Source organism: Streptomyces stelliscabiei, assembly GCF_014873495.1.
GTDB lineage: Bacteria > Actinomycetota > Actinomycetes > Streptomycetales > Streptomycetaceae > Streptomyces > Streptomyces bottropensis.
This window is the reverse complement of sequence record NZ_JADBGF010000001.1, coordinates 312,316-326,105: the sequence shown is the minus strand read 5'-3', so window position 1 is coordinate 326,105 and position 13,790 is coordinate 312,316. Positions and strand designations below refer to the sequence as shown.

Sequence of the window (13,790 nt, the reverse complement as noted above, 5' to 3'; positions counted from 1 at the left end):
GGCCCGGATCAGTGCCCGTGCGCCGCGGGCACCGATCCGGACTCCAGGAGCAACTGGAGGTGGGAGAACAGGCCCTGGTGCGGATCGGCGAGATCGATTCCACTGATCGTGTTCGCCCGCCTCAGGCGGTAGCGCAGGGTGTTCGTATGGATGTGAAGGGACCGGGCCGCCGCGCGCACGTTGCCCTGTGCGCCGAGATAGGAGAGCACGGCCGGCACGAGGTCGGTGCCGTGCTCCGCGTCGTACGCGACGAGGCAGCTGATCCGGGGGTCCCTCAGGTGCGGGTTCTTCTCGAGCAGCGACAGAGTCTGTCTGACCAGGACTTCCGAGCGGACGTCGGCAATGGTGGCCACATTCCGATCTCCGCCCGAGGTCAGGATGTCGAGGACGCAGTCGGCCTCGGCTCTCGACTCGGCGATCGAGTCCAGGCCGCCGACCGCGGAACCGACGGCCGCGCGGACGTCGAGATTCAGGCGCTGATGGGCCGCCCGCACGATGTCACCGGCCAGACCGAGCGCGATGCTCTCGGCGGAATGTTCCGGCAGCCCTGGCAGCAGCATGTAGAAGCGGGGGGAGCCGTCCGTGACCAGCGCCCGGCGCCGGTACGCGGCGGCGTGGACGGAGATCAGACCGGTCATCATCGACCTGCGCAGTTCGAACCTCGGACGGTCGGAACCGGCCTCGGCCTCCGCGCCGCCATCGGTGCCGGGCAGCCGCCCGTTCAGTGTGAACGCCGTGACCACCGCCGGCTTTGTCAGGTCGGCACCGATGTCGTCGGCGAAGGTGCGGGGGTCGATGTGGCCGTCGAGCATCCGGCTCAGCAGATTCTGCTCCAGTTGAAGGTCGGTGGTCGTACCCGTACGCCGACGGACGAGATGCAGCGCTGCTGCCCGGGCAGCGCCGATCAACGCGGTGTCGGCCTTGTCCGCCAGCTTGTGCCGGCCTTCTTGTACCCAGATCGACCCGAGAAGCTGTGAGTCGACACGGATGCCGATCGCCAGCCGCCTCCTGATTCCCCGTTGCGGGTGCTCGTCGATGTGCACCACGTCGTCACCGGCGCGCAGCCGTTCGAGAACGCCCCACTGCCGCAGCAGGTCGAGGTATTCGGCGGGGCCCTGCCAGCCCAGGATCGACCGTCGGCGCAGCTTGTCCACTTCGTCGTCCGACCGGGAGTAGGCCAGCACGCGGTTGGTGCTGTCCTCGATGCTGACGATGCCGTCGGTGAGAGCCGCCACCGTCTCGGCCAAGGCGAACAGCTCCGTCGACTGGCCGGGGTCCGGCACCGTCGCCACCCGCGCGTCGTCGACAACGCCTCTGGCCACGGAGTCGAGTTGTCCCCAGCGAACCTCAGGACGCACACCGAGCGCGGCGACGCCGGTCTCGGCGGCGACCCGCTTGAAGTCGTCCAGATCATCGGTGTGGTCGATCTTGACAGCCACCGCGGCAGCGCCCTGGCGCGCCGCGGTGCGGATGAGGCGGAGTGCTCTGCGGCCACGGAGGCCGATGATCAGTACGAGTGCTCCAGGGCAGGGCGCCGGCTCGTCGTCGGGATCCACGATCACCACGTTCTCGATGCTGACATCGAGCCCGGCGGGGGCGGCGACCACACCGATCACCGGTTCGCCGAGTGTCAGCAGGAGCTGCCGCATGTCTGCGCCGCCGGTTCTGCCTGTCTGCCCCACGGTCATCACCCGACTCAAACCGAAAGCTCAGCAAGGGGAGAGTGCGAACAAAGCCTGTGATGGTCGGGTGTTCGCCCACAGAAGGGCCCCGCGGCGAGCCGCGCCAGTCCGCCGACCGTCACGGTGTGCAGGGCCCGACTGACGTCCGGTCGCTCCGGCCAGGTCAGCAGTCCGAGGGAAGGGGAGCGGTCACGGCGGGTAGCGGCCATCGGGGCAGACCTCCGGGGCATCGGCGTTTTGGGCACACGGCCCCTGGACGCCGACCAGACTTCCCGGCACACCCCGCGCCTCCATGACGCGTTCTTTGCACTCTATCCGGCGGCGTCCGCATCGCACAGGCCCCCGCCGTGCTTGTGGACCGCTCCGTTCGTGCGGGTCGCGGACAAGGGGCGCGCGGCATCCCGCTTGCCCGCCGGCTGCGCATCCCCACCGTCATCGGAGACGTCACCGAGGAAGGCGTCCTGGAGTCCGCCGAGATTCACCGCGCGCACGCTCTGCTCGCCCTGACCAGCTCCGACACCATCAACCTCGAAGCCACCCTGTACGCCCGCTCCGTCAAGCAAGTCCGTCTGCGTGTCGCGCTGCGGCTGTACGACGACTTCGCCACCGCCGTCTACCGCACCGTGCGGGCCACCCATCCCCACGCTCTCACCCGCAGCCGCAGTGTCTCCAGTCTCGCAGCCCCTGCCTTCGCTGGTGCGATGATGGGCCGCCAGATCCTCGGAGCCATCCCTGTCGAACGCAAGGTGCTGTTGTTCGCCGCCCTCGTCGTCGCAGGGCATCCCCAGTTGGAGGGCCGCACGGTGCCGAAGCCTTCCGCCACGGGGCCTGGTGCGTCCTGGCCCTGGGTGCCGCCGCTCCTGCCGACCGGCGCCCCGACCTTGCCGCGGCACATCCGGCCGACGGTGACGACCGGCCTGCCGGGCTGGTCTGGGAACCACAACCCGGATATGTCCTGCGGCCCGAGGACCGGGTCGTGCCGGCCACCACCCGGCAGGGTCTCGCCGAACTCCTCGGCCACCATCCGCCCCGGCCGATCCCGCCGCACCGTAGAAACCGGCGGGCCCTGCCACACCGCAGACCTTCTCCATGCGCTGTCCGGCTGGCCGGATCAAGTGCGAGCTGCACGGAAGCTGTGCAGAGACCGGCACCAAGGGAGCGTAAAGATTGCCGGAACCATGCAGTGTTTTGGCATCGCCTCTATGTGAGCATGCGGTCATCGGCGCGGTGGCAGTGGGGGAGAGGCGGTGAATTGCAGATGACCTGGTTTCTGGGTCTCGGCATAACAGGGGTCGTACTCCTCGTCTTGTCTCTCGTTTTCGACGGTGTCCTTGAGGGCCTCTTCGACGGCGTCGATGCGCTGGACGGCCTCTTCGACGGCTGGCTGTCGCTCCCGGTCATCGCCGGTTTTGTGTCCATGCTCGGCTTCTCCGGTGCGATCGTCATGGGTACCACCGGGCTCGGCGCGGTCGGTGCCACCGTGATCGGAGTGCCCGCCGGGGCCGCCACGGGCTGGCTCGCCTACCGCTTCAGCCGCGCGCTGTTGAACGACCGGGCCGGTGCCGCCCCGCGCGACGACGACCTGATCGGCGCCGCGGGCTCGGTGGTGACGGCCATTCCGGCCGGCGGCTACGGCGAGGTGCTGGTCCACCTGGCCGGGCAACCGGTGAAGCTCGCGGCGAAGAGTCCGGCCCCGGTTGCGCGAGGCGCCGAGATCTGGGTGGAGGAGGCGCTGTCGCAGACGGCGGTTTCCGTCCGCCCGGTCGAACGCTGACCCACCCCCACCCCGTCGCACATCGGGCGCCGAAACAGCGGATACATCGACGCTCTTGCATCCACACGACCCACATCGATCTGCCGTCCCCTGGGAGGGCTGAGGGGAAAACACCATGAGTCCAGTAGTCATCGCCGTGATAGGAGTCGTCGTACTCCTTGTCCTGCTCGGCCTCGTCGTGGTCACCCGCTACAAGGTGGCGGGCCCCAGCGAGGCGTTCATCGTCACCGGGCGGCGCGGCAAGCAGGCCACTGACCCGGAGACCGGGCGGGTGTTCACCGACAACAGCGGGCAGAAGGTCGTGGTCGGCGGCGGTGTGTTCGTCGTTCCGTTCGTGCAGCAGAAATTCACCCTCGACCTGTCGTCCCGGCACATCCCGGTCGCGGTGCGCGGCGCGGTCACGCTGCGGGGTGTGAAGGCGCACCTGGAGGGTGTCGCCATCGTCAAGGTCGGCGGTACCGAGGACTCGATCTGGGCCGCCGCGCAGCGGTTCTTGATGCAGCAGGACGGCATCGTCGGCTTCACCCAGGAGGTGCTCTCCGGTGCCCTGCGGGCCATAGTCGGCCGGATGTCGGTGGAGGACATCATCCGCGACCGCGCCGTGTTCGCCGGTCAGGTCGCCGAGGAGGCCGAGGCGAGCCTGTCCGGGCAGGGCCTGGTGCTGGACGCCTTCCAGATCCAGGACATCACCACCGAGGGCTCCTACCTGGAGGACCTCGGCCGCCCCGAGGCCGCCCGCGCCAAGCAGGAGGCCGACATCGCCGAGGCCGTCGCCCGGCGTGCGGCCGAGCAGGCCCGGCTGAAGGCCGAGGAGGAAATAGCGATCGCCCAGCGGACTTTTGCGCTGAAGCAGGCCGAGATCAAGGCCGAGACCGACGAGGCCGCAGCCCGTGCGGCCGCCGCCGGCCCGCTGGCCGAGGCTGCCCGTCAGCAGGAGGTGCTCAGCGAGCAGGAGAAGGTCGCCGAACGCCAGGCCGCGTTGACCGACCGCGAGCTGGACACCAAGGTCCGCAAGCCCGCCGACGCCGCCCGCTACCAGGCCGAGCAGGAGGCCGAGGCCCGCCGCATCGCGCTGGTCAAGGAGGCCGAGGCGACCGCCGAGCGATCCAGGCTGACCGGTGAGGGCGAGAAGGCGCAGCGCGCCGCGCTCGCCGCGGCAGTACGCATCGAGGGTGAGGCGGAGGCCGCCGCCATCGGTGCGAAGGGGGCTGCCGAGGCCGACGCGATGCAGAAGAAGGCCGACGCGTTCGCCCAGTACGGCGACGCGGCCGTGCTGCAGATGCTGGTGGAGGTACTGCCGCAGGTGGTCGCCAAGGCGTCCGAGCCGCTCAGCGCGATCGACAAGATGACGGTGATCTCCACCGACGGCGCCAGCCAGCTGTCCCGTACGGTCGCCGACAACGTGGCCCAGGGCCTCGAACTGCTCGGTTCCACCACCGGAGTCGACCTCGCTGAGCTGCTGAAGGGCATCACCGGGCGGGCCGGCGGCGCGCGGCCCGCGCCGACGGCGCCCGCTGAGACCAACGGGAAGGTCGAGATCACCGGCTGACGCCGACATCGAAGAGAGAAAGCCCGGGCGGTCCTGCAACCGCTCGGGCTTGTGCGAGAAGGCGCTGCAGCTGTCTTGAATCGCACCGGAGCAAGGGTGCAGGTTCTTCGCCGCCGGGACGGCTTTCCGTACGGGAGGTACGCGTGATGTTTCTGTGGCTCTGGCTGATCGGCTGGTCGGCATTCGCCCTCCCCCTGGCCGTCGCCTCGCTGCGGGGCTGGGCACCCAAGCGAGTCCGTAGCCGTACGAGCCCTTGGAGTATCCGCGTCCGGGGTGTCGCACTGCTGGTGATCTGGCTCGGCGGGCTGACGGGCCCGTTGCTGCGGTGGAGCGACCTGGACTCCGCGGACGCCGGTTTTCTCGCTTCCGTGGTGCAGGGCGGAATCCTCGTCTTCGCGGGAGGGCTGGTGGCCGGATCGCGGCTGGGCGAGTGGTTCTACCGGCGGGCCGTGCGAGCACAGGTGGTCGACCAGGCTGAGGGCATCAGCGGGCGGTCGTGATGACTGGCCGACCGATTGGCGGGGCCGACCCCGGTGCCCCGCTCGCTATCACTGGCTGACTGATCTGGTCAGCCGGTTTTCCTCCCCCACCGCGTGTCGACCCGCTCCCACTCCACGGCCCACTGTTCCATACGCCGCTGATTCAAGTGGAAGCGCGCCACGCGGACAGCGGCCAGGGCGATGCCACCCACACCTGTGGCGACCAGCAACCCTCCGGCGGCCCCATGGGATCGCGCCTGCCCGTCGGTCAGGGGCGGGGCGGTGAGGTGACCGCTCTTGTCGATCCAGACCGTGACCCGGTCGCCGGCAGGACTCGTGGCCGACACCCTGGCCTCACCAGTACGTGTCGAACCGTCCGGCGCGGTCCAGCGGACCGTCGCCCACACTCGGGGATCGCCGGTCGCCCTGGCGGGCACCTTGCCCTTGGCGTCTTCCGCGAGTACGGCCGACACCTCGCGGCGCTCCGTCCGCTGCCGGTCGGCGGACCGCTCGATCGCGTCTGCCGCTGCAAGCCCCGCGTACAGGCCGCCCACCAGAGCCATCACCCATCCAGCGAGGATGATCCAGGCTTCGATGACGTCGCTGAGCCGCCGTAGCGGGTTTCGCCGCCACCGCCAGCATCGAACCTTGGCACACGGTGCCGTTGCCATCGGCCGACACCCCTTCGTGAGTACCGGCAGCTCGCTTCCAGCATGCTGCAGGGGAAAAACGGCCTTGGTCTCCGTGCCGCAGGCCAAGACGATGCAGGGCACCGGGACCGCGACCAGGCTCCCCACATTTATCTTGCGCGCACAGCCGCGGTGGCCGCACTGCCGGAACCCGGCAGTGTTCCCCACGGTTCGAATGCCGGTTTCTGTCGAAAATTCGCCCAAGCCCTGGCCGCAGCTCCTGGTGAGCAAGCACGGCTGGCAGCCGGTCGGACACCGTAGGGCGATCCGGTACGGGCCCGGTAGGACCGGCGTTGCGGAGCGAAGCCGTCAGCAGGCGTGCAGCAGGCGGCGCCAGGTCCGGCGGAACCGGCCCATCAGATGGGGGCACAACGGGCTGCCGTGGTGCAGGCTCACGGCGGTTTCCCGGGTCATCGCCGCGAAGAACGCCCGCCCGGGGCGGCTCTGCAGGGTGGTGTTCCACCGGTAGCCGCGACACTGGGCCAACACGAAACACACGAGCTCTCGCCCCAGCCCTTGGCGTTGCCACGCGTCGCAGATCCAGAGGTCCAGGATGCGCCCGGTGCGGCACGTCCGGCAGGTACGGAAACGAAGTCGGCCGATGACACGGCCGCACGGGCCGGTCAGGACCAACTCGACCGGACCGCTCGCAGCTACGGCGGCGACGCGGCTCAGTCGTAACGATCGACCGTCAGGGGAGCCGTCGTCCGAGAACCCGGTCATCAAGGGTGACCCTCCTGCTCTCTGCCCGGTGAGCGGGATCGGCCAAGCTCCGGCGACCTGCTTCCGACCGCGCCGGGCCACGTACCCCCGCTGCTTCAGGCCACCACGCGGGTCTCGGGCTGCTGGTCGTCGCCCTTGTGTCCGGCAGGGATTCCAGCGAGGTCGTCGACGTCGAAGAGGCGGGCGATCGGGACGTCGGTGGAGCTGTGCGCGATGATCGAGAAGGCGATGCAGACGGCGATGAGGGTGAACGCTTCCTGGCCTTGCGGGATGCCGGCCTGCAGCACGAGCAGCCCGTAGACCACGGACGCGAAGCCCTTCGGGCCGAACCAGGCCGCGACCAGCTTTTCCTGGCGGGTGAAGCGCGTGCCGAGCAGGGAGAGCAGCAGGGAGGCCGGGCGGATCAGCACGATGGCGAAGATCACGGCGACGTATCCGCCGAAGGACAGGTTCCCGAGCAGCGATGGTGTCAGCAGCGCGCCGAAGACCAGCAGGGCCGCGAACTTGGCCAGCTCGGCGAGCGCCTCGCCGAGTGGTTCGAACGCCTCCTTCGCTTCCAGGGACCGGGCGGTGAGCACAGCGCCGGCGGAGAACGCGGCGAGGTAGGGGTTGGCGTGCGTGAGGTGGCAGACCGCGTACAGGGTCACGCCGATCGCCAGTGGCAGCAGCGGCTGCAGCTTGGGCTCGGCACCCAGCAGCCTGAACCGTACGAGCTCGATGACGATGTAGGGCAGGACGATGCCGAAGACCAGCCCGAGGACCAGCTCCAGGGCGATCTTGCCCAGGGATGCCTCGGCGTGCCCGGAGGTCGGTCCGGCCGCGGCGATCAGGATCAGCACGACGGGCAGCGCGAGCCCGTCGTTGATGCCGCTCTCCACGTTCAGCAACTGCCGCAGCTTCGCCGGGACTTCCTTGCGCCCGACGATCGCGGAGGCGAACACCGGGTCGGTGGGCGCGAGCACCGCGCCGACGAGGAAGGAGGTCGTCCAGTCCAGGCCCACCAGGTAGTGCGTGATCAGTGCCATGCCGACGAACGCCAGGGGCATGCCGAGCCCGAGCGCACGGACCGGATTGCGCCAGTTCTCGCGCAGCTTGGGGAAGGAGACGTGCATGCCGTCGGTGAACAGCACCGCGAACAGGGCCAGATCGGCTGTCACGGACACGATCTCGCTGTCCGGCGTGATGTGGATCAGGCCCAGAAACCCGTCACTGACGAGCGCCCCGCCGACCAGGAACAACAGCGATGTCGACAGCACCGTGCGGGCGGCGAGACCTGACAGCAGCACCGCGATGAGCAGTGCCACCCCGAAAACCATGACGAGCACCATGCTCGCGACCCCCGATCGGCGAAGAGAGTTCTCCCTGAACCGCCGACCAGACTTCCCGGCACACCGCGGGGAACCCTACACGTTCCTTACGCCGTGCCGACAGGCTCTTGTCGTGCACTCTGGGCCGTCCGGCATTGCCGCGATCCGGCATGGAGCGCCGAGCGGGACGCGCCTCACCCGGTTCCCGCCTGCTTATGCGTCAACGCGTAGGTCAGGCCGATCTGCCGCATGACCGCCCGAGCCTGGTGACTGGGATGGGTGATGATCAGCCGCGTTCCACGGGCCCGTGCGGCTCGCAGTGCGGTGAAGAGCGCCGCGCATCCGGCTGGGCTGAGGTGCCGAAGCTCCGCCAGGTCCACCTCCAGGACATCCGGTCCTGTTTCGACCAGCCGCAACAGGCGCCGGGCCGTCCGTCCCGAGCTGCGGGCGTCAAGGTCACCGTGCAGCCTGACAACCTCATGACCGGCACGCGGTCCGGGACCGGCCGTTGGGCGGCGGCGGAAGCGGAAGAGGTGCATCAGAGCCTCCGGGCAGGCGGACATGTCCGCCGACCAGGCTTCCCGGCACACCTAGGGGCAGCGTACGCGTGGCGCCCGTTGCGCGCCCGTTGCGCGCGTCCCTGCCCTGGCCTGCGGAGTCCCGGCCCTCAGTGCGGCAGCGATGCCTTGCCGACAGTCGGCATGCCAGCGCCTTCGACAACTGCCGGAGACCGGCAACGAGCCAACCTGTACGGAGCCACTCCTGCGGGCATGCGCTAGAAAGGCGTCAACAAGGCATCGACATCGGGGGTACTCACATGGCGGGGCGGGACGCGTCCGGGGAGTACGACGAGTACCTGGAGGGATATGCCGACATCCTCGCGGACGCCTCGGCGACCGGGCGTCGGCTGACCCGGAGTGAACTGGATTCGCGTCGCGCGCTGGGCGAGCAGGCCGCGGAGGCGGGCCTGGGCCTGCGCGTCATGGTCGGCGCCCACATGGCAGCCACCCGGTCGCACTGGCCGACCGGGAACGACGTTTCCGCGGACGACGTGCTCGGCGCCGTAGCGCAGGCCGTCGACGCGTTCGCCGAGGGCTATGAGCGGGCGCAGCGGATCGCCGTACGCCAGGAGGAAGCCGCTCGCCGTGAGTTCATCGACGACCTGCTGTACGGCCGAAGCGACCTGGGCCGCCTGGCCCAGCGCGCGGAACGGTACGGGCTGCGGCTGTCGTACGAGCACGCGGTCGCCGTGGCACGCGGCACGGCCGCGTACGAGGAGGGGGACACGGTCCTGCGGGAGGTGGAGCACGCGCTGATCGGCCGGTTCGGCGACCGCAGCATCCTGCTCACCACCAAGGACGGCCGCCTGGTGTGCATCGCCCCGGGAGACCAGGGCGAGGTACTCGCCCACTTCGCCAAGCAGGCGTTCGCCGCCACCGGCGGCGGCCAGGTGGGAATCGGCCGCCCGCAACCCGGCGCCGCTGGCGTCGTCCAGTCCTACGAGGAGGCCCTGAACGCCCTCGACCTGGGCGAACGCCTCGAACTCGACGAGCCCGTGCTGCACGCGGCCGACCTTCTCGTCTACCCGGTCCTCACCCGAGACCGGCAGGCCATGGCCGACCTGGTGGAAAGCGCCCTCGGCCCGCTGCGCGGAGCCCGTGGCGGCGCCCAGCCGTTGCTGGACACCCTCACCGCCTACTTTGATTCAGGCTGTGTGTCCGCGGAGGCGGCACGGCGGCTGTCGCTGAGCGTGCGCGCCTTCACCTACCGGCTGGAGCGCATCCACAAGCTCACCGGCGCGGACCCCTCCGACCCCGTCCACCGCTACACCCTGCAGACCGCGGTGATCGGAGCCCGGCTGCTGGACTGGCCGACGAAACCCGAGTGATGCCGTGACGACGATCACGGTGATGTACGGCGTCCGGAGGCACCCGATCCGCATACCTGCGGTGGCCGCGGATAGGGTGTAAAGAACGCGTCAAGCGACGCGGGGTGTGCCGGGAAGTCTGGTCGGCGTCGAAGGGGCACGTGTGCCCGAAATCCGATGCTGTGGAGGTTCTCCCGGATGCCTGATGGTCAGCGTGAGCGTTCTGTGTTCCTCGGCCTGCTGCCCTGGCCGGAGCGGGTGCGTGTGGCCCGCGCCCTGCGCACGGAGACGGTCGGCGGGCTGGTGCTGCTGGCGGCGGCCGTGGTGGCGCTGGTCTGGGCGAACACTCCGTGGAGCGGCACGTACGAGGAGATCCGCGACTTCCACTTCGGGCTACCCGCGATCGGACTGGACCTGTCGGTGGGGCACTGGACGTCGGACGGACTGCTGACCATCTTCTTCCTGGTCGCCGGAATCGAGCTGAAACGCGAACTGGTCGTCGGTGAGCTGCGGACCCCGGCCACGGCAGCCCTGCCCGTGGTCGCCGCCCTGTGCGGCATGGCGGTCCCCGCCGGCGTCTACCTGGCCACCACAGGGATCGGCGGGGGCAGCGGTCAGGGCTGGGCGGTGCCGATGGCCACCGACATCGCCTTCGCGCTCGCCGTCCTCGCGGTGCTCTCCACCCACCTGCCGTCCGCCCTGCGGGCCTTCCTGCTGACCTTGGCAGTGGTCGACGATCTCGGCGCGATCCTGGTGATAGCCCTCTTCTTCACCAGCGACCTGAACCCCGCCGCCCTCGCCGGGGCCGTGGCCGGTCTGGTCGTGTTCTATCTGTTGCAGCGGTTCCGGGTGCGTGGCTGGTGGTGGTACGTGCCGCTGGGCGTGGTGATCTGGGCGCTGATGTACAACGGCGGCGTGCACGCCACGGTCGCCGGTGTGGCCATGGGCCTGATCCTGCGGACCGTCCGGGACGAGGGCGAGGACGCCTCGCCCGGGGAGCGGACCGAGCATCTGCTGCGGCCGGTGTCGGCCGGCGTGGCGGTGCCGTTGTTCGCGCTGTTCGCCGCCGGGGTGAGTGTGTCGACCGAGGGGGTGGGCGAGGTCTTCACCCGCCCGGAGCCGCTGGGCGTGGTGTTGGGTCTGGTCGTGGGCAAGACGGTAGGGGTCTTCGCCGGCACCTACCTGGCCGCCCGGTTCACCCGGGCCCGCCTCAATCCGGACCTGGCATGGGCGGACGTGTTCGCCCTCGCGGTGCTGGCCGGCATCGGCTTCACCGTTGCCCTGCTGATCGGTGAACTCGCCTTCACCGACCCGGCCGACGTCGAGTACATCAAGGCCGCCGTCCTGCTCGGCTCGCTGCTTGCCGCGGCCGTCGCGGCGCTGCTGGTCAAGCGCCGCAACGGAATCTACCGCCGCCTGTGGGAGGCCGAGACCCGGGACGATGATGCCGACGGCATCCCCGACATCTACCAGCGCACCGCCTCCGGCCGTGATGGTGTCGAGGGCACGAGCTGAACGGCGCCTGTTCTCAACCCGGGCTGGGGCGATCACTCCAGTGGGATCACCACTGCACGCGCCGACACTTTGACGGCATGCGCCGCAACGACAAGGGGGCCGAAGGTGTGGAATCCGTTCAGGCGTGGCGGTGCGGTCGACATCGCGATGGGATGGCTCGGCGTGCTGGCTGCGACTTCTCTGCTGATGAAGGCGATAGAGCTGACCAGACACGGCGCTTCACCTTCGTGGCCGATGATCGCAGGGGCGCTGGTCGTACTCAGCCTGCACCGCCTGTATCGGATCCGCCGGGACAGTCCTCAGAGCAGGCCGTGAATGCCCCTGGCCGACTGGCCGCGGCACCCCCCCATCGCGTGCCATGTCGGTCGACACCGGCACCGGTCTCACCCACGTCGACGTACGCCAGTACGACCCCGAGCTCGGCCAGTTCATCAGCGTCGACCCGCTCCTGCAGACCGGCGTGGGGCAGACCCTCAACGGCTACAGCTACAGGGTCCAGAACGCGGCGACCATCGCCGCCCCCTCCGGCCTCGGCGTCAGCGTGCCGCTGCGGAGGCCGTCCCACACGTAGCCAAGGGGATGAAGCCCACCGGCCTCGGAGGTATCCCCGGCCGACGCTCATCCGTCTTCAGTGGTGTCGGCGATACGATCAACCACGAGCCACGCTATCGGCACGGACAACTCGCAGGAGAGCAGGTACTCACACTCGAGATGGGCATCGGTGTCGGTCTCGAGTACGAGGGATGTGCCAGCGTGAACAAGACGTGCAGCAGCACATGGTTCTCTCGGTGATCTCCAGAGAGATCCGGGCATGCGCGGTCTGATCTTCGGCATCCTCCTGATCCTGTTCGGTGTTTGCCTCATCAGGGACGTCGGAAGCGTCGCGACCCGCCTCTACACCTTCTTCGCCGATTTCATGAACCCCGGACGTGTCACCGCCGGAACTTTCTGAATGGTGGGAATGTTCGCGGTTCTCCTGGGAGCCGGCTGGGTCGCGACGTCCTTCCCCCTCGGATAGCACACGGGGTGGCGGGCGAGGCGTTGCCGTAGCAGCATGCCGCGCGGCAGTATCCGTACCCTTTACCCACTTCGCAAAGCTGGAGAGGAAATGCCGGGAAGCGGGACAACGACAGCCGCCACTGAAGGGACCGCTGGATTCCTTTACCTGGCAAGGGAATACTTGGAATCCTTGGGTTCTGCCTCGGCCTCAATGTCGGCGACTCCGCCTACCGGATCTACGGGTCCGCCACGAATCGCGGACCATTTGTCGCCGTTGGCTCCGGATCCAGCCCACTCCCCATCAGGATCGTCGGAGCCCTCATAGGCGCCGTTTCGACGTGGTCGTTCGTGCACGGCATGACTTCCTAGCGCGATTCGAGCGCGCCGAAGGAGACGCTCCGACGTCTCCTTCGGCGCCGCAAGAACTCGCTGTCACCTGATTTACATGGGAAGCCCAAGCACTGAACTGGGGGGCGCGTGGACCAGAGTGGACGACATCCTGACTGAACAGCCTGCTCCTCTGGGTGCCGTTGGCCGGGGCAGCAGCCGCTTGACCTGGTTCGCGGTCCGAGGAGGTGGGCGGCCAGTCTGCGGGCCACGGTGCACACCGTCCTCACAGGGCTGTCCGGGGGCGCCGACAGCAGATAGAGTGCAAAGAACGCGTCAAGTGACGTGCGGTGTGCCGGGAAGTCTGGTCGGCGGAAGGGGCCTTGCGCCCGTCGGTCGCTGTTTCCGGAGGTGTGCCGCCATGGCCGCTCGCTCACGATTCCGCACACGGGCAACCAGGGTTTTCTCTGTGGGCGTGGCAGGCGGTTGCTCACGCTCCGGGGGCAGAGACGACCGACGGCCCGATGGTGCCGTGATGACGGAGCGACCTGACGGAACCTCCGGCTGATGGCCACGGACGCCTCGCTCGCAATCATCATCGCCGCCCTGGTGGTCAGAACGGCACTCGGTGAACTCCGGCACCGAGGAACCGCCCGTGAACAATGGGCGTTCGCCACCGACCGCCGCGCTGTAGCTGCGGGAGCGACAACAGCAGCGGCCACTGTCCTGCTCGGCTGGTACCAGGCGGGCCACGCCGCTGTGGCCTGGGCCCTACTCGTCGGAGCGCTCACGGCCCATCTCGTCCACCGAGACGAGGGCCAACCGTGATTGATCGCCATCAGGCACGTCCGGATCGTCCCGGCTGCCAGAGCACCGTCG

Annotated in this window: 13 protein-coding genes and 1 pseudogene; 9 read left to right on the top strand and 5 right to left on the bottom strand. The window is 69.2% G+C overall.

What is annotated here, in order from left to right; all coding sequences use genetic code 11:
• Positions 1-8: 8 nt before the first annotated feature.
• The gene (locus H4687_RS01485) at positions 9-1,682 is read right to left on the bottom strand and encodes a PucR family transcriptional regulator (RefSeq protein ID WP_037723778.1); all 1,674 of its coding nucleotides are present in this window, start codon (positions 1,680-1,682) and stop codon (positions 9-11) included.
• Between the two features lie 389 nt (positions 1,683-2,071).
• Here H4687_RS01485 and H4687_RS01480 point away from each other — a divergent pair.
• From H4687_RS01480 to H4687_RS01465, 4 genes and pseudogenes are all read left to right on the top strand, one after another.
• Positions 2,072-2,706: pseudogene (locus H4687_RS01480) on the top strand (NAD-binding protein); the annotation flags it as partial.
• 234 nt (positions 2,707-2,940) lie between these two features.
• On the top strand, positions 2,941-3,456 hold the full coding sequence (locus H4687_RS01475; RefSeq protein ID WP_037723756.1) for a hypothetical protein: 516 nt from the start codon (positions 2,941-2,943) through the stop codon (positions 3,454-3,456).
• Positions 3,457-3,571: 115 nt separating this feature from the next.
• A complete protein-coding gene (locus tag H4687_RS01470) occupies positions 3,572-5,005 on the top strand; it encodes a flotillin family protein (RefSeq protein ID WP_037723758.1) in 1,434 nt (477 codons plus the stop codon).
• A gap of 143 nt (positions 5,006-5,148) precedes the next feature.
• Complete coding sequence (locus H4687_RS01465) at positions 5,149-5,505, top strand: hypothetical protein (RefSeq protein WP_037723761.1); 357 nt, start codon at positions 5,149-5,151, stop codon at positions 5,503-5,505.
• A gap of 68 nt (positions 5,506-5,573) precedes the next feature.
• Here the strand turns inward: H4687_RS01465 and H4687_RS01460 are convergent, their stop codons facing one another.
• The 4 genes from H4687_RS01460 to H4687_RS01445 all read right to left on the bottom strand — a co-directional run bounded on the left by H4687_RS01460 (position 5,574) and on the right by H4687_RS01445 (position 8,742).
• A complete protein-coding gene (locus tag H4687_RS01460) occupies positions 5,574-6,155 on the bottom strand; it encodes an Rv1733c family protein (RefSeq protein WP_037723780.1) in 582 nt (193 codons plus the stop codon).
• A 327-nt stretch (positions 6,156-6,482) separates the two neighbouring features.
• Positions 6,483-6,662: a hypothetical protein gene (locus H4687_RS01455; RefSeq protein ID WP_158952888.1), complete on the bottom strand. Its 180-nt coding sequence runs from the start codon at positions 6,660-6,662 to the stop codon at positions 6,483-6,485.
• A 329-nt stretch (positions 6,663-6,991) separates the two neighbouring features.
• On the bottom strand, positions 6,992-8,224 hold the full coding sequence (locus tag H4687_RS01450) for a cation:proton antiporter (protein ID WP_037723763.1): 1,233 nt from the start codon (positions 8,222-8,224) through the stop codon (positions 6,992-6,994).
• A 173-nt stretch (positions 8,225-8,397) separates the two neighbouring features.
• Positions 8,398-8,742 carry an STAS domain-containing protein gene (locus H4687_RS01445; RefSeq protein ID WP_046773431.1) on the bottom strand — a complete coding sequence of 115 codons (345 nt, stop codon included), beginning with the start codon at positions 8,740-8,742 and terminating at the stop codon, positions 8,398-8,400.
• A 278-nt stretch (positions 8,743-9,020) separates the two neighbouring features.
• Here H4687_RS01445 and H4687_RS01440 point away from each other — a divergent pair, with 278 nt between their 5' ends.
• The 5 genes from H4687_RS01440 to H4687_RS01420 all read left to right on the top strand — a co-directional run bounded on the left by H4687_RS01440 (position 9,021) and on the right by H4687_RS01420 (position 13,739).
• Positions 9,021-10,091 (top strand): PucR family transcriptional regulator, encoded by a 1,071-nt coding sequence (locus tag H4687_RS01440; RefSeq protein ID WP_046915132.1) that lies wholly within the window; start codon positions 9,021-9,023, stop codon positions 10,089-10,091.
• A 177-nt stretch (positions 10,092-10,268) separates the two neighbouring features.
• Positions 10,269-11,585 (top strand): Na+/H+ antiporter NhaA, encoded by a 1,317-nt coding sequence (nhaA, locus tag H4687_RS01435; protein WP_037723766.1) that lies wholly within the window; start codon positions 10,269-10,271, stop codon positions 11,583-11,585.
• 358 nt (positions 11,586-11,943) lie between these two features.
• Entirely contained in the window at positions 11,944-12,156 is a 213-nt protein-coding gene (locus H4687_RS01430; RefSeq protein WP_037723767.1) for an RHS repeat-associated core domain-containing protein, read from the top strand.
• Positions 12,157-12,396: 240 nt separating this feature from the next.
• Positions 12,397-12,537, top strand: a complete 141-nt coding sequence (locus H4687_RS01425) for a hypothetical protein (protein WP_158952890.1) — start codon at positions 12,397-12,399, stop codon at positions 12,535-12,537.
• A 941-nt stretch (positions 12,538-13,478) separates the two neighbouring features.
• Positions 13,479-13,739 carry a hypothetical protein gene (locus tag H4687_RS01420; protein WP_037723768.1) on the top strand — a complete coding sequence of 87 codons (261 nt, stop codon included), beginning with the start codon at positions 13,479-13,481 and terminating at the stop codon, positions 13,737-13,739.
• Positions 13,740-13,790 lie beyond the last annotated feature (51 nt).

Coding starts and splice junctions, on each gene's coding strand:
- H4687_RS01420 (WP_037723768.1), top strand. CDS start 13,479: ATGGCCACGGACGCCTCGCTCGCAATCATCATCGCCGCCCTGGTGGTC.
- H4687_RS01445 (WP_046773431.1), bottom strand. CDS start 8,742: ATGCACCTCTTCCGCTTCCGCCGCCGCCCAACGGCCGGTCCCGGACCG.
- H4687_RS01440 (WP_046915132.1), top strand. CDS start 9,021: ATGGCGGGGCGGGACGCGTCCGGGGAGTACGACGAGTACCTGGAGGGA.
- H4687_RS01450 (WP_037723763.1), bottom strand. CDS start 8,224: ATGGTGCTCGTCATGGTTTTCGGGGTGGCACTGCTCATCGCGGTGCTG.
- H4687_RS01460 (WP_037723780.1), bottom strand. CDS start 6,155: ATGGCAACGGCACCGTGTGCCAAGGTTCGATGCTGGCGGTGGCGGCGA.
- H4687_RS01430 (WP_037723767.1), top strand. CDS start 11,944: ATGTCGGTCGACACCGGCACCGGTCTCACCCACGTCGACGTACGCCAG.
- H4687_RS01475 (WP_037723756.1), top strand. CDS start 2,941: ATGACCTGGTTTCTGGGTCTCGGCATAACAGGGGTCGTACTCCTCGTC.
- H4687_RS01470 (WP_037723758.1), top strand. CDS start 3,572: ATGAGTCCAGTAGTCATCGCCGTGATAGGAGTCGTCGTACTCCTTGTC.
- nhaA (WP_037723766.1), top strand. CDS start 10,269: ATGCCTGATGGTCAGCGTGAGCGTTCTGTGTTCCTCGGCCTGCTGCCC.
- H4687_RS01425 (WP_158952890.1), top strand. CDS start 12,397: ATGCGCGGTCTGATCTTCGGCATCCTCCTGATCCTGTTCGGTGTTTGC.